Raw genomic sequence first — 23,951 nt, 5'->3', positions numbered from 1 at the left:
CGGCGCCGCAGTGCCAGGGCCTGATCCCCCGGACAGGCCCTGGCACTGCGGTGGGAGGGACAAGGGCGCTCACCGCGGTGGAGGCCACACGGACGCGGCCCGCGCCTGACTGTCAGGTCGCGGGCCGTCTCCGGCATGTCCTTTGGCCCCTACAAAACGCGGCGGCTGTCGTCCGCACGGCCGGTCAGCAGCGAGGCGACCAGGCCCGGTTCGACGTTTCCCCCGCTGAGCAGGACCCCGACGTCTCTACCGAAGCCGGCGGCGTGGCTCAGGGCCGCGGCGAGTGCGGTCGCCGCCGCGGGCTCGATGACGAGCCGGGCGTCGAGGAACGCGGCGCACAGGGCCTCGGCGATGGCCGCTTCCTTCACGGTGACGACCTCGGCGACGCTTTGTTGCGCCAGACGGAAGGGGAGGGCCCCGATCCGCTCGGGACGAAGGCCGTCGGCGATGGTGTGCCCCACGGCCACGGTCACCGGCTGCCGCTCGCGCAGCGCGGCGGTGAACGCGGGCACGGTCTCGGGCTCGGCCCCGACCACCGCCACCCCGTGCCCCCGGGCGGCCAGACAGGCGCCGGCGATCGCGCTGCCCCCGCCGATCGGCACGACCACGGCGTCCAGCGCGACGCCCCTCGCGGACGTTTCACCGAGCAGCTCGGCGGTCGCGGTTCCCTGTCCGGCGACCACGTGCGGATTCTCGTACGGGTCCACCACGTCGTATCCGTGCACGTTCCGTAATTTCTCCACCATGGCCACCCGGTCGGCGAGCACGACGCCGGCGAGAGTGACTTCGGCGCCGTTTTCCCGAATTCTCTGAATCTTGATCGGTGCCGCATCGGAAGGCAGTACGAGAATGGCGGGCAAGCGATACTCGCGAGCCGCCAGGGAAACCGCGATCGCATGGTTTCCCGTGCTTTGCGCGATGACGCCACGGCTCCCGGCGGAAGCTAACTGCTCGACGGCCAGCAATGCCCCTCTGACCTTGAAAGATCCACCGCGCTGCAGATTCTCGGCCTTGAGCCAGAGGCGCGCGCCGGCGAGTTCGTCCAAGTGCTCGGAGCGGACGACCGGGGTTCTCCATATCCGACCGGTCAGTCGTCGCTCCGCGCGGCTGATATCGCCGCGGTCGAGTCTCATATCATATTTTTCCGCTGCGGAGAAGGCGGTTGCCTCCTGCGCCCATGCTTTCCCCATGGGGGCTCCTTCGGCTACGGGCAAGCGCCCCAGACGCTATGCGCTCGCGGTGCTCACGGGCGACCGGGGCACGGCCGGCAGGCCCGAAGGGCGGCCTGGGGGAAGGCGTGAAGACAGGCACGAAGACAGGCACGAAGACAGGCGTGAAGACAGGCGTGAAGACGGGCCCGAAGCATGTCTCAGGGCGCTCCCGAAGGTGTGCCGGGTGGCACTGTTCAACTGCTGCATCGCGGCGGTTGAACTCCGAGTATTGATCGACCGAGCGGCCCGGGGTCATTCTGCTGCGGGAACGCATCCTGTGCAGCGCGGTGGGTGCGTTCCCGTCGACGCCCTGAATTTCAGGATTTCGCTGTCCCTGCGTGGCTGTCGTCTCAATTTGTTGGTTTCCTGAAAGGAGGAGCGCAGATGACTGATGAGCAGCTGTTTCTGCGGTCGAAGGTCATCGTTGAGCCGCTGGTGGACAGGTTCGTCGCCCAGCCGCACACGATTGCGCCGGTGCAGGCGTCGATGAATCTGGCGTTTCTGCACGTGCCACTGCTCGAGTCTTATCTGCAATCCCCGCAGGTCCACGTCGCGGCCAGCAACAACCCGGAGCTGCGCGGCGGTTACTTCATCAATATTCCCCAGGAGCGCGCCGACGAGGTGCGTGACCTGCTCGCCGCGATCAAGCGTGACCGGGCGGACATGCTGAAGTTCGCCGAGGCGATCGCCGCCGGCCAGGAAATCCTGCGGGCGAACGCGACCGGATTCGACCTCACCCCGCTCTACCCGAAGCTGCCGCCGGAGCTGGGCGGCCTCGTCGAGCTGGCCTACGACACCGACAACCAGGCACAGCTGCGCTTCATAGAGCCGTTGATCTACCAGAGCCCCGTCTACACGGACGCCCGCCAGTCGGTCCAGCTGTCCTTCGAGACCGGTATCGAGCGACCGTTCATTCTGAGCACGCCGCGGCTGACCTCGCCCGATGTGCTGGAGCTCGGTATCCCGTTCCGCCACAACGGGCTCGCGGAGCTGTTCAAGACCCGCGTACGCCCCACGACCCTGCGCCACCTGCGCGAGTCGCTGGAGCTCGACGACGCCCAGGCGGCGCAGCTGTCCGGCATGCTCAGCACGCAGCCGAGCCTGGCCGAGGACCGGCACATCGAGAGCGGCGGCCGGATCCGCTACTTCGGCCACGCCTGCCTGGTCCTGCAGACGCCCGAGGCCGCGATCGTCACCGACCCGTTCATCAGCGCGGACAACACCGCCGGCGACCGGTACACGCTCGACGACCTGCCGGACTTCATCGACCTCGTACTGATCACCCACGGCCACCAGGACCACATCGTCCTGGAGACGCTGCTCCAGCTGCGCGGCCGGGTCGGAGCGATCGTCGTGCCGCGCTACTCCAAGGGCAACCTGGCCGACCCGTCGATCAAGCTCATGCTGGAGAACCAGGGCTTCCCCGTCATCGAGGTCGACGACTTCGACGAGGTCGAGTTCCCCGGCGGCAAGATCACCGCGACGCCGTTCCTCGGCGAGCACTGCGACCTGGACATCCGGGCGAAGTCGACCTTCTGGGCCGAGCTCGCCGGGAAGAAGATCTTCATCGGCGCGGACTCCTCCGGCATCGAGCCCGCGCTGTACCGCTACGTCAAGAACCACCTGGGCACGGCCGACTACGCCTTCCTCGGCATGGAGTGCGACGGTGCCCCGCTGACCTGGCTCTACCAGGCGCTCCTGACCATCCCGGTCACCAAGAAGATGAGCAACTCGCGCAAGCTCTCCGGCTCCAACGCCGAGCAGGCAGCCGCGATCATGACCGAGCTGGGAGCCAAGGAGGCGTACATCTACGCCATGGGCGAGGAGGACTGGCTCGGCCACGTCATGGCCACCACCTACACCGAGGACACCTACCAGATCAAGCAGATCGAAGAGTTCCTCACCTGGTGCAAGGACCGCGACATCAAGGCCGGACACCTCTTCAAGCAGCAGGAGTGGCGCTGGTAGCCAGGCCGTCCTGGTCCAGGGCCTGGCCCGGAGCGCAGGCCCTGGACCGGCCAGTTGCGAACAGCACCGACCGACTTCTGGCGACCAGCCCCTTCAGGAGGTACTTCCATGGCAGTGCACGACATCGCGTACGCGGAGCTCTACACAAGAGACAAGGTGTCCACGGTCGACTACTTCGTCTCGGCGATGGGCTTCACGCGGGTCGCGGACTGCGTGGAGGTCGACAGGAGTTCGGTGCTGTTGCGCCAGGGCGAGGTGCAACTGGTCGTCACCTCGGGCCGGGGCGTCTGGAAGTTCCTGGACGACCACGGCGACGGCATCGCCGACCTCGCGCTGACCTGTGACGATGTGAAGGCCACCAGCGAGTCGGCGGTGGCGGCCGGCGCGAAGGTCGTCACGTCCCTGCGGGACACCCCCATCGTGTCGGGATTCGGCGACGTCACCCACACCCTCCTCCCGTCGGTCGACCGCCCCTTCGCCACGCCGCCCACGGGCCGCACCTGGGTCGCCGCCCCGGTGACCGACGCCCCGGCGGCTGACGGACCGATCCAGCGCCTCGACCATGTGGCGGTCTGCCTCGAAGGGGGCAGCCTGCAGAGCTACGCCGACTTCTACCGGGACGCCTTCGGCTTCACCCGCTACTCCTCCGAATACGTCGCCGTCGGCGATCAGGCGATGGACTCCGTCGTCGTGCGCAGCGCGTCCGAGCGCGTCATCTTCACCCTGGTCGCCCCGGACCCCGGCAAGCAGCCGGGACAGCTCGACGCCTATCTGGAGCGCAACGGCGGTGAGGGCGTGCAGCACCTCGCCTTCCTGGTCGAGGAGATCATCCCCGCGGTACGGGAGTTCCGTGACCGGGGCGTGGAGTTCCTCGCCACCCCGGACACCTACTACGACATGCTCACCGAGCGGTTCGCCGATCTGCGCACCGAGATCGCCGGGCTCAAGGGTGCGCAGGTGCTGGCCGACCGCGACGAATGGGGCCATCTGCTCCAGCTGTTCACCCGCTCCCCGTACCAGCGCAACACGCTCTTCTTCGAGCTCATCCAGCGCCGGGGCTCCCGGGGCTTCGGCAGCGCCAACATCCGGGCCCTGTACGAAGCGGTGGAGCGCGACCGGCTGACCGCCGGATGAGCGTCACCGGCCCCGCCGCCGGCCGTCCGCTCACCCTGGCCGACTACGAGAGCGCGGCTCAGGGGCGTTTCGAACCGGACGTCTGGGACTTCCTCGCGGGAGGCGCGGGGCAGGAGCGGACACTCGCGGCGAATGTCCAGGCGTTCGAGGAGACCCGGCTGCGGCCCCGGTTCCTGACCGGTGTCGGCAGGCCCGACACCGAGGTCCGGATGCTCGGACGCACGTGGGCGGCGCCGGTCGGCATCGCACCCGTGGCCTACCACGCGCTGGCCCACCCCGAAGGCGAGGTGGCGACCGCCCGCGCCGCCGGACCGGCCGGTGTGCCGTTGATCGTGAGCACCTTCGCGAGCCGTACCTTCGAGGACATCGCCGCGGCCGCCACCGGCCCGCTCTGGCTCCAGGCGTACTGCTTCCGCGACCGCGCGACGACGCGCAAGCTCATCGAACGCGCGGAGGAGGCGGGCTTCGAGGCGCTGGTCCTGACGGTCGACACCCCCGGCTCGGCCGCCGGCTGCGCAGCGAACGGGCCGGCTTCCGGCTTCCGGCGGGCATCGAACCGGCCAACCTCCCCCGCGGGGACTACTCCTCGCCCAGCGATCACGCCCTCGCCGAGTTCGACCCCGCCCTCGACTGGTCCGTGATCGACTGGCTGCGTGCGGTCAGCTCACTCCCCGTCCTGGTCAAGGGCGTTCTCACCGCCTTCGACGCCCGGCTGGCCATCGCCGCCGGGGTGGACGGCATCGTCGTCTCGAACCACGGCGGCCGCCAGCTCGACGGGGCCCCGGCGACCCTGGAGGCGCTGCCCGAGATCGCGGCGGAGGTCGCGGGGGCGTGCCCCGTGCTCCTCGACGGCGGGATCAGGCGCGGTACGGACGTCCTCGCCTCCCTCGCGCTGGGCGCCGACGCGGTGCTCATCGGCCGACCGGTCCTGCACGGCCTGGCCGTCGGCGGACAGGAGGGTGTCGAGCACGTCCTGGACATCGTCACCGGCGAACTGACCGAGGCGATGACCCTCACCGGCACCCGATCGACCGCCACCGCGGGCCCCGAACTGGTGCGGCCCCCCACGCTGCCGGCCCCCCGGCAGGCGCCCGCCCCACCGAACGGTTCCGGGCTGCGCAAGGAGGACCTGCACGGCAGCCTCCGCGATCCGGTGCTCGACACCATGAACTTCCTCAACGAGATCACCCACCGCTACCCCGAGGCGATCTCGTTCGCGCCGGGCCGCCCGTACGACGGCTTCTTCGACACCGAGCAGATCTTCACGTACCTGCGCCGCTACCTCGACCACCTGGAGACGAGCGGGGCCTCCCCGCCGAGGTCCGCTCCGCACTCTTCCAGTACGGGCCCACCAGCGGGCAGATCCGCGAACTGATCGCCGAATCGCTGCGCCGGGACGAGGACATCGACGTACCGCCCGAGAGCATCGTGGTCACCGTCGGAGCCCAGGAGGCGATGGTCCTCGCGGTACGCGCGCTGATCCCGGGCCCCGAGGACGTGCTGCTGGTCGCCAGCCCCTGCTACGTGGGCATCACCGGTGCGGCCCGCCTCCTCGACGTCGTCACCATCGCCGTCGAGGAGGCCGAGGACGGATTCCGCTGCGCCGATCTCGAGGCGGCGATCCTCGCCGAGAAGGCACGCGGACGCCGCCCACGCGCCTTCTACGTGACTCCTGACCACTCGAACCCGTCCGGCAACACCATGCCGCTCGGCACGCGCCGGGAACTGCTCGACGTGGCCGACCGTCACGACATCCTGATCCTGGAGGACAGCCCCTACCGGATGGTCAGCCCGGGACAGCAGCTGCCGACCCTCAAGTCCCTCGACCGCACAGGCCGGGTCGTCCATCTGGGCTCGTTCTCCAAGACGCTCTTCCCCGGCGCCCGGATCGGCTTCGCCGTCGCGGACCAGCTCGTCACCGACCGGACCGGTGCCACCGGCCTGCTGGCGGACGAGCTCTCCAAGATCAAGAGCATGGTGACGGTGAACACCTCCCCGGTGAGCCAGGCGGTGGTGGCGGGCATGCTTCTCGCCGCCGGCGGACGGACCTCGCAGCTCAACACCAAGACGGCCGCGTACTACGGCGACGCGATGCGGGTCACGCTGACGGAGCTCGCGACGTGCTTCCCCGAGGACGAGAGGGCGGCGCTCGGCGTCCGCTGGAACGAGCCCACCGGTGGTTTCTTCCTCACGGTCACGGTGCCCTTCCGGGCGGACAACGCAGCCCTGGTGCGCTCCGCCGAGGAGTTCGGGGTCATCTGGACGCCGATGTCGTACTTCTATCCCCAAGGCGGCGGAGACCGCACCCTCAGGCTGTCCGTCAGCTATCTGACGCACGGACAGATCGCGGAGGGCGTCGCACGTCTCGCGCACTTCATCAGGTCCCAGGGCCACTCATGATCACCTCTCGTCCGCCACAGACCCGCGGGAGCTTTCCATGCCGGTGACCACCGGGATGTACGACTCGATCGCCGAGGCGCAGATGATGCCGCGGCTGATCAGGCTCGGTCCCAACCTGTACGGTGCCTCCTTCACCCTGATGAAGCTGTTGCCCGCCTCGTACATACTCGAACGAGCCGATGAACGCGGCGAGTTGGGGCCGGACACGGTGATCGTGGAGACGACGTCGGGCACCTTCGGCCTCGGCCTCGCGATGCGGGCGGCGCTGCTGAAACGTGAACTGATCCTGGTCAGCGACCCCGCCATCGACGCGAACCTGTACCGAAGGCTCACCGACCTGGGCGCCCGGATCGAGATCTGCCAGGAGCCCGCGGAAGTCGGCGGCTTCCAGGAGGCACGGCTGCGCAGGCTCGCCGAGATCCGCGCGGAACTGCCCGACACGTTCTGCCCCGAGCAGTACAGCAACCCCGACAACCCGCGCTCGTACGCCGTGGTCGCCGAACAGCTCTCCCGCGCGCTCACGACGGTCGACTGCGTGGTCGGCCCGGTCGGCTCCGGCGGTTCCATGTGCGGCACCGTGCGCGGCCTGCGCGAGCGCACCGCGGACACGCTCGCCATCGGTGTCGACTCCCACCGCAGCGTCCTGTTCGGCCAGGCCGACGGACCGCGCGCACTGCGCGGCCTGGGCAACAGCCTGTGGCCGGCCAACCTCGACCACAGCGTCTTCGACGAGGTCCACTGGTGCTCCGCCGCCGAGGCCTTCGCCCACACCCGTGAGCTGCACGCCCGGCACGCCCTCTTCCAGGGCCCCACGAGCGGGGCCGCGTACCTGGTCGCCCGCTGGTGGGCCGAGCGCCACCCCGACCGGACCTGCGTCGTGATGCTTCCCGACGAGGGCTACCGCTACCAGGCCACGGTCTACGACGACGCGTGGCTCGCCGACAACGGCCATCTGCTCGCCAAGGCCGACCGGCCGGCCGGGCCGGTGACCGTGGAAGCCCCGGACAAGGCCGAGGACCGATGGACCCGGTTCGCCTGGGGCCGCCGCGCCTACGACGACGTACCGGGCGCCGTGCCCCGCTTCGTCGACGCCCCTGGCGCCCTCACCGAGCGGACCCCGTCATGACCGCCGCCGGTACCGGCCGGCTCACCCGTACGCTCGGACCACGCACCCGCCGCGTCGTGTACGGCGAACCGGGCCCCGGCGAGATCCGCGCCGAGCTGGACCTCACCAGCACCATCGACCTCGCCCACATCGTGATGCTGACCGAGACCGGGCTGCTGTCGGGCAGCACGGCCGCAGCCCTCCTCGCCCGCATCACGAGCCTTCAGAACGACGACTTCCGCGAGCTGTACGGCCTCGACGCACCCCGTGGCCTCTACCTGATGTACGAGGGCCACCTGGTGGCCGAACTCGGCGCCGACATCGGCGGAAAGCTGCACACCGGGCGCTCCCGCAACGACATCAAGGCGACCATCACCGCGATCCGGCTGCGCACCGAGCTGACGGACCTGTTCGGCGAGATCCTGCGGCTCCAGGCCGCCCTGCTCTCCCGCGCCCGCGTCCACCGCGACGTCGTCATGCCCGTCTACACCCACTTCCAGCCCGCCATGCCCATCGGCTACGGCTACTACCTCGCCGGCCTCGCCACGGCACTCGACCGCGACATCGCCGCCCTGCGGTACGCCATCGACGAACTGCGCCGCTGCCCCCTCGGCGCGGGCGCGGTGGCCGGCACCGACCTGCCCATCGAACCGGCGCGGACCGCCGCACTGCTGGGCTTCGCCGAGCCGCCGCTGCACGCCACCGACGCGGTGGCCGCCCGCGACACGGTGCTGCGCGCTCTCGCCGCGGTCGCGTCGGCCGGGCTGACCCTCACCCGCCTGGCCACCGACCTCCAGCTGTGGAGCACCCAGGAGTTCGGCTTCATCGAGTTCCCCGAACGACTCGTCGGCGGCAGCTCCGCCATGCCGCAGAAGCGCAACGCCTTCCTCCTCGAACACGTCAAGGCGAAGGCCGCGGCCGCCGTCGGCGCGTGGACGGCCTCGGCGGCCGCCATGAAGTCGACGCCCTTCACCAACTCCATCGAGGTCGGCACCGAAGCGGTCGCCGTGGCCTGGCCTGCGTTCACCGCCGTACGGGACTCCGTCCTGCTCACCCAGGTCCTCGTCACCGGAGCCCGCCCCGCCGCCGCCCGCATGGAGCAGCGGGCGCGGGAAGGCTTCGTGACCGCGACCGTGATCGCCAACCGGCTCGTCGCCCGGGGCGTGCCGTTCCGCACCGCCCACCATGTCGTCGGCGCCGCCGTCCGGGACGCCGTCGAGGCGGGGGACACCGAACTCACGAAGATCGCGCTGCCGGACGGGACACCCCTCGACCTGGGCGCCGAACTCGCCTCGCTCCGCGACGTCGTCGCCGCGCACGACCGGGGCGGCGGCCCGGGGGAGTGCGACAGGATCGTCGGCGTCCTGCGGCAGTGCCTCGCCGGCCACGCCGAATGGCTCACGGGGCACCGGGCCCGCGTGCGTGACGCGGCCCGGGAGCTGGCGGCGGCGGTGGACGCCGTCGTCACGGAGCACGGGACCGGAGGCACGACATGAGGCCGTCGACAGTACGTGAAGCGGGCGCGGACGGCCGCTGGCTCGCCTTCCTGGAGAGCAACACCACCGGCACCGGACGGGAGTTCTGCGCCGCCGCACGGGCACGCGGGCTGCGCCCGGTGCTGCTGACCCGTGACCCCGCCCGCTATCCGTATGCCGAGACGGACGGCATCGACATCCGGGTCCTGGACACCGGCGACCTGCCGGCCGTCCTCGACGCCTGCGCCGCGCTCGTCGCCGACGGAGGCCTCGCCGGGGTCACCTCGAGCTCCGAGTACTTCGTGTCGACCGCCGCCCACACGGCCGCCGAGCTGGGGCTGCCGGCCGCCGACGGGGACGCCGTCGCCCGCTGCCGCAGCAAGGACGTCCAGCGCCTGGCACTGCGGGCGGCCGGGGTGCCGGTGCCCGCGTTCACGGCCGTCGACGATGTGGACGCGGCGGTACGGGCCGCCGACGCGATCGGCCACCCCGTCGTGCTCAAACCGGTGAGCGGGTCGGGCTCCGTGGGCGTACGGCTGTGCCGCGACCGCCGCGAGACCCGGTCCTGGGCGGACGAACTGCTCGGCCGGTCCACCGACGAGCGCGGAAATCCCGTGCCGACGCGGATCCTCGTCGAAGCGGCCGTCACCGGAGCGGAGTTCTCCGTCGAGACGTTCGACGACACCGTGGTCGCCGTCGTCGCCAAGCACATCGGGCCCGAGCCGTACTTCGTCGAGACCGGGCACGACGTGCCCGCGCCCGTACCGGAAGCGATCACAGAGGCCCTCGCGAGGACCGCCCTCGGCGCTCTCGCCGCCCTCGGCCTCGGCTGGGGCGCGGCCCACACCGAACTGCGCCTGTCCCCCGAAGGCCCCGTCGTCATCGAGGTCAACCCCCGCCTCGCGGGCGGCATGATCCCCGTCGCCGTACGCGCAGCCCTCGGCGTCGACCTAGTGGACGCGGTCGTCGCACGGACGGCCGGGCAGGATCCGGCGCCCGCGAGGACCGGCACCGGGCACGCAGCCGTCCGCTTCCTGAAAGCGCGGCGGGAAGGACGGGTCACGGCCGTCGACGGCACCGAAGCCGCCGCGGCGGCCCCCGGAGTCGTGGCCGTGACGACCAGCACCGCCGTGGGCCGGACCGTCCGCATCACGCACTCCTTCCAGGACCGCCTGGGCTGCGTGGTCGCCACCGGATCCGACACGGAGCAGGCCGCCGGGCGCGCCCTGGCGGCCACCCGGATGATCGGCATCCACCTGGACGATCCGACGACGGCGACGCCGCAGCATCCGCATCCCGGAAACCCCGCACGCACCGGAGCAAGGAGTCGGGCGCCCATGAGGGACGACACGAAGAAGCAGGCGTTCACCAAGATCCCCCGATGGACCGCACCCTCCGGCGGCGGCCAGGGCACCGGCACGCACCGGACCCGGCTGCCCGCCGGCCTCGCGGACGCGCTGGAGCACACCGCCACCGGACTGGGCGCCACCCTGACGGCCCTGCTGACCGCCGCGCACGCGCGCGTACTGGCCACCGTCGCCGCCGAACGCGACCTGCTCATCGGCCTCGTACGGCAGCCGGACGCCACCGGGACGACACTGCGCCTGACCGTCGCCGACTCCTCCTGGGCGGACCTGGTCACCGCCGCGGCCGGCGCGGCTGTCGAGGGCTCGATCGGCCCGGAGACCGTGCTCGACCTGTCGGGTCTCGCCGGCCACGCGGCCGCCGCCGACGACGGCGTCCTCGGCGACGGCGTCGTCCTGCGCACCGCATGGGACCGGGACGGCGACGGGCTCGCGCTGCGGATCCGGTACGACCGGGCCGTGCTCGACGCGACGTACGCCGAACGGCTTGCCGGATACCACCTCGCCGCGCTGCGGCTGCTCGTCGCCGATCCGGCCGAGCGGCACGACCGGCAGAGCCTACTGTCCGACGCCGAGATCGACACCCAGCTGTACGGGCTCGCCGGACCCCGGGCCGAACTGCCCGAGAAGACCTTCGTCGACCTCTTCCAGGAGCGGGTCCGCAGCAGCCCCGACGCGACAGCCGCCGAACACGGCACCCGACGCTGGACGTACGCCGAACTCGACGCGCGCGCGAACCGCGTCGCGAACGCGCTGCTGGCCGAAGGCGCGGGCACCGAGGACGTGGTCGCCGTCGTCATGGACCGTACCCTCGACTGGATCGCGGCCGCCCTCGGCGTCTTCAAGGCGGGCGGCGTCTATCTCCCGGTGCGCCCCGACTTCCCCGCCGACCGGGTCGCGGCCCAGTTCGACCGCAGCGCCTGCAAGTTCGCGCTGACCGAACCCGGCAGCGAGCAACTCGTACGGGACGCCTCCGCCGCCGTCGCCACACCGCCCGTCGCCCTGTCCGTCCCCGCGGTCCACGCCGCGAACGGCCCGGCCGAGCCGCCCGCCGTGACCGTGCTCCCCGAACAGGCGGCGTACATCTACTTCACCTCCGGCTCCACCGGCGCCCCCAAGGGAGCCCTGTGCGAGCACGTGGGCATGCTCAACCACCTCTACATGAAGATCGAGGACCTGGGGATGGAGGAGGGGCCCGGTGAGGTCGTCACCCAGGTCGCGTCCCAGTGCTTCGACATCTCCCTGTGGCAGTTCGCCGCGCCCCTGCTGACCGGCGGCACCGTCCGCGTCGTCGACACCGACGTGCTCCTGGACATCACCGGGTTCCTGGACGAGATCACCGACGGCCGCGTCACGGTGGCCCAGATCGTGCCCTCGTACCTGGAGGTGCTGCTCACGCACCTGGAGCGCAACCCGCGCGACCTCGGCGTGCTGCGCATCCTCTCGGTGACCGGTGAGGCGCTCAAGTACGAACTGGTGCAACGCTGGTTCGCCGCCTTCCCCGGCATCAAGCTGTCGAACGCCTACGGGGCGACCGAGGTCTCCGACGACACCATGCACGAGATCCTCGACGGCGTACCCGAGCGCGACTTCATCACCGTCGGCCGCTCCCTGCGCAACGTCAACACCTACATCCTGGACGAGAACCTGGCACTGGTGCCGCTCGGCTCGGCCGGCGAGATCGCCTTCTCCGGCATCTGCGTGGGCCGCGGATACATCAACGACGAGGAGCGCACCCGGGAGGCATTCGTCCCCGACCCGTTCCGCGCGGACACCCGGATGTACCGCACCGGCGACTTCGGGCGCTGGCTGCCCGAGGGCCGCATCGAGTACCTCGGGCGCCGCGACGAACAGGTCAAGATCCGCGGGTTCCGGATCGAGATCGGCGAGATCGAGAACAAGCTCCTGACCATGGACGGCATCCGGGAGGCCGCCGTCGTCATCGACGGCGGCATCGGCGAGCAGCGCAACCTCGTCGCGTTCTTCAGCAGCGCCGACGCGGTGCCCGTCGAACAGGCCCGCGACTTCCTCGCGGCGCTCCTGCCCGACTACATGCTGCCCACCTACTTCCACCAGCTGGAGCGGCTCCCGCTCACCGAGAACGGCAAGATCGACAAGAAGGCCCTGGTCCGCCTCGCCGGCACCCTCGGCCACGCGGGCGCCACCTACGCCGCGCCCAGCACCCCCACCGAGCGGCGACTCGCGATGCTGTGGGCGGAGGTCCTCGGCGTACCGCTCGAAAGGATCGGACGGGCGGACAGCTTCTTCGAGTTCGGCGGGACCTCACTGGCCGCGGTACGCCTCCTCGTCCGCCTCGACCGCGCGCTCTCGCTCAAGGACCTGGTCGCCCACCCGGTCCTCGCCGACCTCGCCGCCGCGTTCGACGAGCGCGGCAGCGGCGGCGGCGGCGAGGACACGGCAGTGAAGCTGCTCCAGCCCCTGTCGTCGGTACGCACCCCGCACCACACCCTCGTCTGCTTCCCCTACGCGGGCGGCAACGCCGTCAACTTCCGTTCACTCGCGGCCGAGTTGGAGCGCGACGGCATCGCCGTGCTGGGCGTGGAGCTGCCCGGACACGACTTCGCCGACGACACCGAGGCGATGGAGGACGTACCCGCCATCGCACGCCGGGTGCGCGACGAGATAGCCGACCGGGTCTCCACGCCCGTGCTGCTGTGGGGGCACTGCGCGGGCGCCGCGGCCGCGCTGGAGACGGCCCGGCTCCTGGAGGAGACCGCAAGCCCGGCCGAGCGCGTCTTCATCGGCGCCCTCCTGCTGGAGGACACCGACGCCCTGCGCGCGGAGATGGCCGAGGTGTCCGCCGCCGACAACAAGGCTCTGCTCGGCCGGCTGCGCGCCGACAACGCGTACGTGGAACTCGACGCGCTCAAGCCGGAACGCGCCGACGTGGCAGGCCGCGCCTACCGGCACGACGTCCTCACCTCCAACACGCACCAGATCCGGATCCGAGAGGACGCCGCGCCCCACCGCATCGACGCCCCGGTCGACGTCGTCGTCGCGCGCGACGACGCGTCCACAGCACGCTACGCGGCAGGATTCGGCGACTGGAAGGCGGTCTCCGACCGGGTGACGCTTCACGAACTGGAGCAGGGCGGCCACTATTTCGTCAGCACCCGGCCGGCGGACGCCGCGGATCTGGTGCGGGCGGCCTGCGTGCCGTACGGGCGAGAGGACCAGGAAGGACCCAGGTGACCACGTTCCAGACACTCCCGGCGGGTTCGCACTACCGCCGGGTGGCCGCCACCGGGGTCAGCGCGGCCTTCGGTACCTTCGGCGAGCTGCTCCAAGGGGTGCTGCCCGAAAAGGACGGCGACTTCCTGGTGACGCTGCCCGTCGCGGGCTGGGCCGTGGCCCGCTTCGAGCTCCACCCGGACGGCGAACAGCTGCTCGTGTGGCCGCCGCGCAAGAAGAAGGCGCTGCGGCTCACCTCGATGATCCTCGAGGAGGTGGGCAGCCCGGCCGCCGGTGTCCTGAGGATCGACAGCATGCTGCCCGAGGGCAAGGGCCTCGCCAGCTCGTCCGCCGACCTCGTGGCCACGGCCCGCGCCGTGGCCAACGCGCTGGACGAGCCCATGCCCCCGCGGCGTATCGAATCCCACCTCGCCAGGATCGAGCCCACCGACGGAGTGCTGTACCCGTCGATCGTCGCCTACCACCACCGCAGCGTGCGGCTGCGGGCCCGGCTGGGCTCGCTGCCGTCGATGGCGGTGGTCAGCGTCGACGAGGGCGGCGAGGTGGACACGGTCGCCTTCAACAGCATCCCCAAGCCCTTCACCGCCGCCGACAAACGGCGGTACGCACGGCTGCTGGAGCGCGTCACCCGGGCGGTGGCCCGCCGTGACCTGGCCGCGGTGGGCCGGGTCGCGACGGCCAGCGCCCGGATGAACCAGGCCCTGCGGTACAAGTGGTCGCTGGAGGCGATGACCGGCATCTGTGACTCGGTCAGTGGTCTGGGCGTCGTCGTCGGACACAGCGGCACGACGCTGGGCATCCTCCTGGACACGGCGGCCCCGGACTTCCCCGCCCGGCTGGCGGCCGCCGCCCAGGAATGCCAGCAGCTCGCCGGGAACGTGACGGTGTACCGCACGCTGAGCTTCGACTGAGGCGTCGCACGGCACGAACCGGGCGCACACCGGGTGCGCCCCTCTCTTCCTTCTTGCTCACGCTCAGGGGCGGAACGGTTCGCCCAGGCCCACGACGATCTCCCGCTCACCCCGGTAGGGCTCGCGGCTGTGCGCCGTACGGACGTTGTCGACGACCAGGACGTCACCACGCTGCCACGGCTCGCGCACCGTGTGCCGCTCGTAGACCTTGTTGATCAGGTCGACGGTGGCCCGGTCGAGAGGGGTGCCGTCGCCGAGGAAGGTGTTGAACGGCAGGCCCTCGGGGCCGAACTCCTGGGTGAGGAACTCCCGCACCTCGGGCTCCATCGTCCATTCGTTGAGGAACGCGATCTGGTTGAACCAGCAGCGCTCGCCGGAGTCCGGGTGCGCCACCACGGCCGCCCGGGACTGGGTGGTGATCAGCTCGTCGTCCCCCCGCCAGAGCACCTCCAGGCCGCCCGCCTCGCAGTACCGCTCCACCTCCGCGCGGTCCTTGGTGCCGAATGCGTCCTGCCAGGCGGTGCCGACGAGCGGGTTGTAGCTGCGCGTCAGCCGCCAGCCGTGCCGCTCGAAGCGCTCGACGAGATCCGCCGGCAGATCGCGCAGCACGGCCCGCGCGTCGGCGAGGGCGGTGACGCCTCCGGACGCGGGCGCAGTGACGCAGGCCAAGGCCAGCAGCCGGGGTGCGGTGGCCGCGTAACTCAGCTCGTGGTGCATGCACATGGGCTGGTCGGCGGGCCAGTGCGAGGACGAGTACACGCCGGGGCCGTACGCGTCGCGCGGGGCGAACCCCTCCCGCTCCGCCAGGCCCTCGCCGATGACCGCGCGTACGGCGGCGACGGCCGCGGCGCGGTCACCGATCGGCAGGCCGCGGACGAGGACGGCACCGTGCGTGGCCACCGACTCCCGGATCAGGGCGCCGTGCTCGCCGATCCAGGACACGGCGTCGCGGGCGGGGCCGGCCTCCAGACGGCCCGGGAGGGGCGTGCGCTGTTCGGACATGAGGGATCTCCGGTTCTGGGGAGGCGCCGGTCACGCGAAGGCGGGATACGGCGGCAGCGGCGGGGTCTGCCATGACTCGGCGCCGCGCAGCACCAGGGCGGCGGTCTCGGCCAGGGCCTCGAGGTCTCCGGCAGCGGTCAGCTCGCGGTGGAGCACCTCGCACTGGTGGCGCAGAAGCTGACGGACCGTCGGCGAGGGGCCGCCGCGGCTGTTGCGCACCCTGTCCTCGTTCATCGCGTCGGGGAACACGAACATCAGCTTGGCAGCCCATGCGGCGAGGGCCCGCCGCACACCGGTGTGCCAGATGCCGTCGTCGGCCAGGTCCGGGTGGACGGCCAGCAGTTCCCCGCGGTAGGCATCCTCGGCCCGCGCGGCGAGCGCGGGCTCGATCCGGAAGGAGCACCAGCAGGTGGGAAAGGGGATGCGGCAGTACGCGGCGGTCAGGAAGACCGAGGGATATCCTGCGGCCTCGAAGTCCAGGAGCCGCACCCCGGACGGGGTGATCAGGTTGTTGTCGGGGCAGGTGTCACCCGGCGTGAGCCCCGGATAGGCGTCACCGACGAGCGCGCCGATCTCGGCGAGGTCGTCCGCCAGCCCCTTCGGGGGTGTGAGTCCCGCGTCGGCGAGGACAGACGGGAGCCGCTGCAGGAACCGGACGGACGCGGCGTCCTTGGCCGTCTGGGCGACGGCCGACGGCTCATAGCCCCTGCGCGTTCCGTCGTACTCGCGCTGCCTGTCCGCCCCGCGTCTCGCGACCTTGCCCAGCTCCCGGGCCCATTCGAGCAGTCGCTCCTCGGCGTCCTCGGCGTCGTCGCCCAGCAGGACGTCGGCCAGACTCGGTCCCTGTCCCAGGTCGGCCATCACGACGAGCGGATGGTCCGCGTCCACGGCGAGGAGTTCCGGCCCTCCCGCTCCGAGGGCGAGCGCGGACGCCTCTGTGACGAACGCGGTGCGCTCGGAGTAGGCCTTGACCAGCACTGTCCCGTACCGGGCGCTGCGGCAGCGGAGCACCGTACTGCGGTGGCCGAGGCCGACGGGGTCGGACAGGCTGTCGCCGAGTGCTTCGGCGGCGGCCTTCACCGCCCTGCCCGCGCCCTCGTCTGCGTCGTCGATGCTCATCCGATCACAACTTCCGCGTCGTGGCCCGCTGCCCGTCGGTGGACTGCTGGGCGAACTGGGTGTCGTACAGGTCGGCGTAGAGGCCGCCCGCGGCCAGGAGTTCGTCATGGGTGCCGCATTCGCGGATCCGGCCGGCCTCGACGACCAGGATCTGGTCGGCCTCGCGGATCGTCGACAGCCGGTGCGCGATCACCAGCGAGGTGCGGCCGGCCAGGGCCGTCTTGAGGGCCCGCTGGATGGCGGCCTCCGACTCGGAGTCGAGGTGCGCGGTGGCCTCGTCGAGGACGACGATCGGCGGGGCCTTGATCAGCAGTCGAGCCAGGGCGATGCGCTGCTTCTCGCCGCCGGAGAGGCGGTAGCCGCGATCGCCGACCACGGTGTCGAGGCCGTCCGGAAGGGCGGTGACGGTGTCCCAGATCAGCGCCGCCTCGCAGGCCGCGATGAGCTCCTCCTCCGTCACGCAGGGCCGGGCGTACGCGAGATTGGCCCGCAGGGTGTCGTGGAACAGGTGTGCGTCCTGGGTCACCACACCGACCGTGTCTCTCAGGGACTGCAGGGTCAGCTCCCGGATGTCGTGGCCGGCGATCCGTACGGCCCCCTCCGTGGGGTCGTACAGCCGGGGAACGAGCTGGGAGATCGTGGTCTTGCCGGCTCCCGAGGGGCCGACGAGCGCCGTCAGCTTCCCGGCCGGGGCGCGGAAGCTCAGCTGCTGGAGCACCCACGCCTCGGTGGCCTTCTCGGGCCGGCGCAGGGCGATGGACTCCAGTGAAGCCAGGGAGACCTCGTCGGCGTGGGGATAGCGGAAGCGAACCTGGTCGAACTCGATCTCCAGCGGGACCGTTTCCTCGGCGTCCGGTGCGGCGGCGGGCAGCGCGCGGGCGTCGGTCCGTTCCGCGATGAGCGGCTTCAGATCGAGGACCTCGAAGACCCGGTCGAAGCTGACCAGGGCCGTCATGACGGTGACCTGCATGGTCGACAGCTGGTTGATCGGGCCGTAGAGCTGGAGCAGCAGGGCGACCATGGCCACCAGGGTGCCGAGTTGGAGCGTTCCGTCGATGGTGAGGCTGCCGCCCAGGCCGTAGACGAGGGCAGTGGTGATCCCGGTGAGCACGGTGATGATGATGAACAGCATCCGGCCGTATACGACGCGTACGGCGACGACGTCACGGACCCGGCCGGCCTTGTCGGCGAACAGGTCCGCCTCCGTCGACGAGCGGCCGTAGAGCTTGGCGAGCATCGCGCCCGCGACGTTGAACCGCTCGCTCATCATCGAGCTCATCTCGGCGTCGAGCTGCATCGCCTCCCGTGAGAGCCGCTGCAGCCGACGGGCGATCAGCCGGGTCGGCAAGAGGAAGAACGGGACCATCACCAGCGCCGCGAGCGCGATCTGCCAGGACAGGTAGAACATCGCCACCAGGACCAGGATCAAGGTCAGGACGGTCGACACGGACTGGATCAGCAACGCGGTCAGCGCGTCCCGTGCCCCGATGACATCGGCGTTGAGCCTGCTCACGAGGGAGCCGGTCTGGGCCCGGGTGAAGAACGCCAGCGGCTGCTCCTGCACATGCCCGAACACGCGGGTCCGCAGGTCGTAGACCAGCCCCTGGCCGACCCGGCCCGAGCACCATGCCTGGACGAAGATCGTCACCGCGTCCAGCAGCGTCAGGCACGCCACGGCGATGCACAGCCAGACGACGACGTCGGTCCTGCCGGGCAGGATGCCGTCATCGATGATCATCTTGAGGATCAGCGGGCTCGTGGCCGTGATCGCCGCGTGGACCATGGTGACCAGTAGGAGCAGAGCCAGTGACCAGCGGTGTCTCATGGCGTACGGCAGGATCCGCCGTACCGTGCCGCGCTTGATCCGCTGGCGGGTGATCGAGTTGTCGTCGAACCGAACATGCGTCCGCCCCGCGCTGGGACTCCCGGTCCGCGCCATGGATACCTGCCTCGTCTCCGTGATGAGCGTCAGTACTTGTCGAGGAACTCGACGATCGCGGCGTTGACGGCATCGGGGCGCTCCAGATTCCCGAGATGGCCGCTGTCGGGGATCTCCACGAAGTCGCAGCCGGGGATGGCCTCGGCCACCTCGGCGACCAGATGCGGCGGGCAGATCAGGTCGTCGGCGAAGGCGATCGCCCTGCACGGCACCGTCACGGCGCGCAGCGCAGCGCGCCGGTCGCCGGCGTTGCTGACCCATGCCTGACCGTCGGCGGTGTTGTTGCCGCCACCGGTCAGTTCGAAGATCTCCAGCCAGGAGGCGACGGCCGCGTCGTCGTCGAGCGTCGCCGGGGACAGCATTTCGAGCACGGTCCTGACGGCCTCGTACCGGGGCGGCAGCTCCACGTCGCTCTCCCGCATCGCCTGCTCCGCCGCCGCCAGCGCCTGCCGCATGCGGTCCGAACGGGCCTTGGTGGCGAGCAGTACCGCCGAGCGGACCAAGTGCGGTGATTCGAGGGCCAGTTCCTGGGCGATCATGGAGCCCATGGAGGTCCCGACGATACGGCACGGTCCGAGGTCCAGGGCCTCGATCAGGCCCCGGGTGTCCGCGACCATGTCGGTGAGCGTGTACTTCCCCGCCGGCGTGTCCGACGCCCCGATGCCCCGGTTGTCGAACACGATCGTCTCGTATCCCGCCCGGTGCAGTGCCGGGGTCTGGTGCAAGGTCCACACGTGGCCCGCGGCACCCGAGCCCATGATGAGGAGCACCGGCTCCCCCTGGCCCGAGCGCTGATAGGAGAGCCGGATCCCGTTGGTGCTCACGAAGGGCATGGAGGTCTCCTGGTCGTCGAAGGGAGTCGCCCGGCGGGCCGGGAAGCGGCTCCTTCCTCACCATGGCACCGGGCCCTCGGGCCGATCAAGACAGGTGGGCGCCGACCCGCTTCCGCGCTGTTCAACTGGCGTTCCGACGCAGTTGAACGGGCGTGGGCGACACGCCGGCGTGCGGGTGCGGGTCATTGTTGACGCGCTGATGAAGCCCTGGTTCATAGTGGCTTCCAGTGGGGTCGACCGGTGCGCGACCGGAGCGATCCACCTCATGTACCCGAGAGAGGATGACGTGGTGACCAATCCGTTCGAAGACCCCGATGCCGACTACCTGGTCCTGGTCAACGAAGAGGGCCAGCACTCGCTGTGGCCGGTCTTCGTCGATGTGCCCGATGGCTGGAAGTCGGTCTTCGGGCAGGCGGCGCGCCAGGAGTGCCTCGACTACATCGAGAAGAACTGGACCGACATGCGCCCCAAGAGCCTGATCGAGGCCATGGCGAAGAACTAGCCGTAAGCGAACGGCGAGAGCCCCCGTGGCTTCGCCCCCGAACGCGGGGTGCGAAGCCACGGGGGCTGTCGTCGTCGTGGTCGCTCCGCTGTCCGGCGAACCGCACCGGTTCGCCGCGCCGGGGGCTCAACTCCCCGGAAAGAGGGGACAGATGGCACGTCGGGCGTCCGCATGGCGAACGCCTGACGTGCTGTCGGCATGTTCATCGGCGGAGAGTCCGCATCGAGGCAGTGCTGGACCGGGACACCTCGGGCAGCGCACACCCGGATGAATGATCAAACCACTGCCTTGTGGGGGACCGAGCGGTCGCGCTGGTCGAGGTCCTCGGCGAACTCCAGCCAGGTCGCCGCATATTGGCGTGCGAGGCTGCCGACGAGTTCCCCGCAGTGCGGCGGCACGGCCGCCGTCAGATGGTTCCACTCCGCCGTCGCGTTCTGTTGCAGGAGGCGCAGCAGATGCCGGCCCTCCTCTTTGAGGCGCAACGAGGGATCGCGCAGCAGCTTGTCCAGGACCGTGCCCGGATCCGGCGGTGCCGGTCTCGCCTTGCGGCCCTGCCCGAACTGGGCTGCCTGGGCGGGCATCCTGGTGTCCGCATCGACGTCGTGGTCGATGTCCTGCGCGGCCTCGGTCTCCTGCGTGGCCGGCGAGGGCTGCGGCGCCTCCGGGACCGTGGCGGCCTCCGGTCGTAGCGCCGCGGGCAGCTCACCGGACTGAATGCGTTTGCGGACATCGCTCGCCGTGGCCGGTGATATCCCGGCGATCCGCGCCACTTCGCGCAGCGATGCCTGCGGGTTCTCGGCCATCAGTTCGGCGGCGCGCCACCGGCCCTCGACGCTGCTCAGCGGGCGGACCCGTCCGTCACGGCCGATCCGTGCGTTCAACTGCGGCACGGCGTCACTTGAACGGCGACGGATGGCGGCAACCGCCTTTGCCCCCAGGCCGGATGCCCGCGCGATGGCCCGGTCCGACATCTGAGGATGCGACGCGATGATGCGGGTGGCCGCGGCGCGCCGATCGGCCTGCGACAGCGGCAGGCCGTGGGCGATGTTCGCCTGGACCGCCCGTAAGAAGGCGTCCTCGGCGGTGCCTTCGAAGAACTCGACATCGATCGTCACCTGACCACGGATCAGGGCGGCCAGAAGCCGGTGCATCCCGTCGATCACGCGCATGTCGTAGCGGCTGACGAGGATGGCGGGCAGCGGTCCGTCGACCTCGGCCAGCCGGGCGACGTGTTCCTGGTCCGGCCCTTCCGAGCGGGGGGATTCACCGGGCAGAAGAGACGCGATCGGGACCGGGGTGACTCCCGGCTCGCGGCGCTCGACGGCCGTGGGCGGGCCGACTGCGGGCCTGATCGCTGAAGTGGGCGCGGACGCGAGTCCGCCGATATCTGGACTATGCAATTTCATTCACCCCGTGTGGACGTTTCTTCGGCCGGTTTCGGTCAGGTCCGGTCTCGGGAGCTCCCCGAACCGTCGGTCTGTTCCTCTCGCGTCGGCCGTCTGGCCGGGCTCCCACGCGCGTCTTGAGTGGGGAGGGTGTGAGCCGGTACGAGGTACAGCGGTGCTCCCGGGCGTTCTTGCACAGCCACGTTCACAGTCGTCGCACGCCCCGGCCGCATGCCCAGGACGGCCTCGTCGCCCCCAAAACACCGTCGCTCCACCCGCCCCCCAACAAGTCGCGTCGCACAGTGCTGTTGTCGATCTTGCCCTACTGTCGGCGATCGGCTTCGCGGCTCACAGCCGCCTCGTCCGAAACACACGCAACAAGGCCCGGACTCATGCTCGTATTTCGTCGCGACGCTGTCGAGACGTTCAGAGCCGCACGACGAGGGAGGGCGCGGGGTGATATCGGCTATGGCTCGATCCGCGCCGGAGTGTCCGATTCCACCTCGTCCACTAAGTATGGGCTCATGTGTGCCGCGTGGGGTGGGAGAGCGAAAGGCCGGGCGCCCTGAGGGCTCCCGGCCTTTTCCGTGCCGCCGTGCGTGAGGGGCTGACACAACGTTTGTCGAAACACGGCTGCGTCCGCGCCGAACGCCATACCGTAAGGTCGCTTCCGTTCGCCACGTCACCGTAGCCGCACCACGATTATTGGTGCGGGTATTCAGGTAAATCCCTCGCGCGTGCTGCGAGGGCGTAATCGGCACCGTACATACTGGCAGCTGGCCGAGTCGTTGCCCAGTCCTTTTTGGCGGTAAGCGGAATGACGCCGTGATGCTCAGTCCTCGGCCCGGCCGTGACCCTTCCTGAACCGCACCCAATGGCGGCGGACATATCCACGAACTGCTCCGCCGTCAGTTCCCGGGGTGGGGTCGCGGAGATGTCGTCGCACGCGTGTCCCACCGGGACGGCGGCCCCCTGAGGGAGCCGGACGGACGAGGCACTCAGTCCGCGATCACTGTCCTCGACGGCGAACGCGACGCCCGGCCACCCGTCGGCCGCGTCCCCGACCTCTCAGGGCGACACACCTAGCGCTCCTGCCAGCCCTGTGCTTGGAGGGCCTCACGCAAGGGCGTGGTCCGGCCGGGTGCGACGCTGACGTGGACCAGCCCGGCGGGCCGGCCCGCGGCGTGCTCGACGTGGATGTCCTCGATGTTGACGCCCGCACGGCCGGCGTCCGAGAACAGCCGTGCCAGCTCACCCGGTTGGTCCCCGATCATGACGGTCACCACCTCGAACCGCTCGGGCCGGGTGCCGTGTCTGCCGGAGATCCGGGCCCGGCCCGACCTGCCCCTGCGCAGCATGCCCTCGACGATCTCCGCGCCACCGCGGCGCTTTTCCTCGTCCATCGCGGCGATGGCGCGCAGGCCCACGACCGTCCGGTCCAGGTCGCCGCTCAGTTCCTCGAGCAGGTCGGCCACGATCGCGGCGTTGGCGCTCAGTATGTCCAGCCACAGTGCGGGGTCCGCCTCGGCGATCCGGGTGAGGTCCCGCAGGCCCGGCCCCGCGAGGCTCACCTCGCGTTCCCCGGCGTTCTCCAATCGCATCGCGATCAGGCTCGCCACGACATGAGGCGCGTGGGAAACCAGGGCGACCGCCCGGTCGTGCGCGGATGCCTGCATCAGAACGGGTACGCCACCGCACAGGGCCACGAGTTCCAGGGCCATGTTGAGTGTTTCGGTGGCGGTGTCCGGCGTCGGTGTGAGTACCCACATGCGCCCCTCGAACAGATCGGCTCGGCCGGTCAGCGGGCCACTGCGTGACGCGCCGGCCATCGGATGGCCGCCGATGTACCGGGACATGTCGCAGTCGAGGGCGAGGGCGTCGTGCTGCGGCTGCGCCTTGACACTCGCCACATCCGTGCAGTGCCGCGCCACACCCTCCGCCTGCACATCCGCCAGCACCCCGCCGACGAGGGGCGGCGGCACCGCCACCACCGCCAGATCGACGGCCTCCGAGGGGGGTCGCTCCGTTCCGGCCCCCAGGGCGGCGGCTGTCCGTGCCGCCGCCGGGTCGACATCCCGTAAGTGCACCGTCACGCCGCGCGAGCGAAGTGCCAACGCGACGGAGGTTCCCATGAGTCCTGTGCCGATCACCAACGCGGAGTGCATGACATCAGCGTCCATTCGCTTGGTTGACCACCCGGTCGTTCGGGACCTTCGGGACCATAGACGGCGGCCGGTGTCGGGTGAAAGGCGGGTCGGGCCTCGGACATCGGGTGCCGGGCAGCGGTGGTCCGCGACCGCGGGTTTGGGGTGCGGTGCGCGAAGTGCCGCTTTGTGTCGCGGCGTAGGGGAGTGTTCCGGGCTCGCCTTCAAGGGGCGAACCGTCGTGGT

The 23,951-nt window shown here is 70.7% G+C and carries 15 protein-coding genes and 1 pseudogene; 9 read left to right on the top strand and 7 right to left on the bottom strand.

The window, feature by feature from the left end:
- Positions 1–149 precede the first annotated feature (149 nt).
- The gene (locus QA802_RS00665; RefSeq protein WP_334517306.1) at positions 150–1,190 is read right to left on the bottom strand and encodes a threonine ammonia-lyase; all 1,041 of its coding nucleotides are present in this window, start codon (positions 1,188–1,190) and stop codon (positions 150–152) included.
- 405 nt (positions 1,191–1,595) lie between these two features.
- On the opposite strand from QA802_RS00665, the gene QA802_RS00660 reads away from it, so the two are divergent.
- The 8 genes and pseudogenes from QA802_RS00660 to QA802_RS00620 all read left to right on the top strand — a co-directional run bounded on the left by QA802_RS00660 (position 1,596) and on the right by QA802_RS00620 (position 14,781).
- Complete coding sequence (locus tag QA802_RS00660; protein ID WP_319171712.1) at positions 1,596–3,179, top strand: MBL fold metallo-hydrolase; 1,584 nt, start codon at positions 1,596–1,598, stop codon at positions 3,177–3,179.
- A gap of 108 nt (positions 3,180–3,287) precedes the next feature.
- On the top strand, positions 3,288–4,313 hold the full coding sequence (hppD, locus tag QA802_RS00655) for a 4-hydroxyphenylpyruvate dioxygenase (protein WP_319171713.1): 1,026 nt from the start codon (positions 3,288–3,290) through the stop codon (positions 4,311–4,313).
- Positions 4,310–5,688: pseudogene (locus QA802_RS41425) on the top strand (alpha-hydroxy acid oxidase). The gene hppD and the pseudogene QA802_RS41425 overlap by 4 nt, the downstream one beginning before the upstream one ends.
- Positions 5,676–6,713, top strand: coding sequence for an aminotransferase-like domain-containing protein (locus QA802_RS00640; protein WP_334534192.1), 1,038 nt, complete (start codon positions 5,676–5,678; stop codon positions 6,711–6,713). Before QA802_RS41425 ends, QA802_RS00640 begins: the two are co-directional and overlap by 13 nt.
- 37 nt (positions 6,714–6,750) lie before the next feature.
- Entirely contained in the window at positions 6,751–7,839 is a 1,089-nt protein-coding gene (locus QA802_RS00635; RefSeq protein WP_319171715.1) for a cysteine synthase family protein, read from the top strand.
- Positions 7,836–9,314 (top strand): argininosuccinate lyase, encoded by a 1,479-nt coding sequence (gene argH, locus QA802_RS00630; protein WP_319171716.1) that lies wholly within the window; start codon positions 7,836–7,838, stop codon positions 9,312–9,314. The genes QA802_RS00635 and argH overlap by 4 nt, the downstream gene beginning before the upstream one ends.
- Positions 9,311–13,870 (top strand): amino acid adenylation domain-containing protein, encoded by a 4,560-nt coding sequence (locus QA802_RS00625; protein ID WP_334517304.1) that lies wholly within the window; start codon positions 9,311–9,313, stop codon positions 13,868–13,870. The genes argH and QA802_RS00625 overlap by 4 nt, the downstream gene beginning before the upstream one ends.
- Positions 13,867–14,781 carry a GHMP family kinase ATP-binding protein gene (locus tag QA802_RS00620; protein ID WP_334517302.1) on the top strand — a complete coding sequence of 305 codons (915 nt, stop codon included), beginning with the start codon at positions 13,867–13,869 and terminating at the stop codon, positions 14,779–14,781. Before QA802_RS00625 ends, QA802_RS00620 begins: the two co-directional genes overlap by 4 nt.
- Positions 14,782–14,844: 63 nt before the next feature.
- Here the strand turns inward: QA802_RS00620 and QA802_RS00615 are convergent, their stop codons facing one another.
- The 4 genes from QA802_RS00615 to QA802_RS00600 are packed head-to-tail and all read right to left on the bottom strand — an operon-like array spanning position 14,845 to position 19,674.
- Complete coding sequence (locus QA802_RS00615; RefSeq protein ID WP_334517300.1) at positions 14,845–15,783, bottom strand: TauD/TfdA family dioxygenase; 939 nt, start codon at positions 15,781–15,783, stop codon at positions 14,845–14,847.
- Positions 15,784–15,813: 30 nt separating this feature from the next.
- Positions 15,814–16,902 (bottom strand): hypothetical protein, encoded by a 1,089-nt coding sequence (locus QA802_RS00610; protein WP_334517298.1) that lies wholly within the window; start codon positions 16,900–16,902, stop codon positions 15,814–15,816.
- 4 nt (positions 16,903–16,906) lie between these two features.
- A complete protein-coding gene (locus QA802_RS00605; RefSeq protein WP_334517296.1) occupies positions 16,907–18,841 on the bottom strand; it encodes an ABC transporter ATP-binding protein in 1,935 nt (644 codons plus the stop codon).
- Positions 18,842–18,870: 29 nt separating this feature from the next.
- Positions 18,871–19,674, bottom strand: coding sequence for an alpha/beta fold hydrolase (locus QA802_RS00600; protein ID WP_334517294.1), 804 nt, complete (start codon positions 19,672–19,674; stop codon positions 18,871–18,873).
- Positions 19,675–19,963: 289 nt separating this feature from the next.
- On the opposite strand from QA802_RS00600, the gene QA802_RS00595 reads away from it, so the two are divergent.
- Positions 19,964–20,176: an MbtH family protein gene (locus QA802_RS00595; RefSeq protein WP_319171723.1), complete on the top strand. Its 213-nt coding sequence runs from the start codon at positions 19,964–19,966 to the stop codon at positions 20,174–20,176.
- Positions 20,177–20,451: 275 nt separating this feature from the next.
- Here the strand turns inward: QA802_RS00595 and QA802_RS00590 are convergent, their stop codons facing one another.
- Positions 20,452–21,345 carry a transcriptional regulator gene (locus QA802_RS00590; RefSeq protein ID WP_334517290.1) on the bottom strand — a complete coding sequence of 298 codons (894 nt, stop codon included), beginning with the start codon at positions 21,343–21,345 and terminating at the stop codon, positions 20,452–20,454.
- 1,298 nt (positions 21,346–22,643) lie between these two features.
- Positions 22,644–23,741: a prephenate dehydrogenase gene (locus QA802_RS00585; protein WP_334517288.1), complete on the bottom strand. Its 1,098-nt coding sequence runs from the start codon at positions 23,739–23,741 to the stop codon at positions 22,644–22,646.
- Positions 23,742–23,951 lie beyond the last annotated feature (210 nt).

Origin of the sequence: Streptomyces sp. B21-105, assembly GCF_036898465.1 — a bacterium.
Lineage (GTDB): Bacteria > Actinomycetota > Actinomycetes > Streptomycetales > Streptomycetaceae > Streptomyces.
Note: the sequence above shows the minus strand (reverse complement) of the source record. Positions and strands in the feature narration are given on the sequence as shown.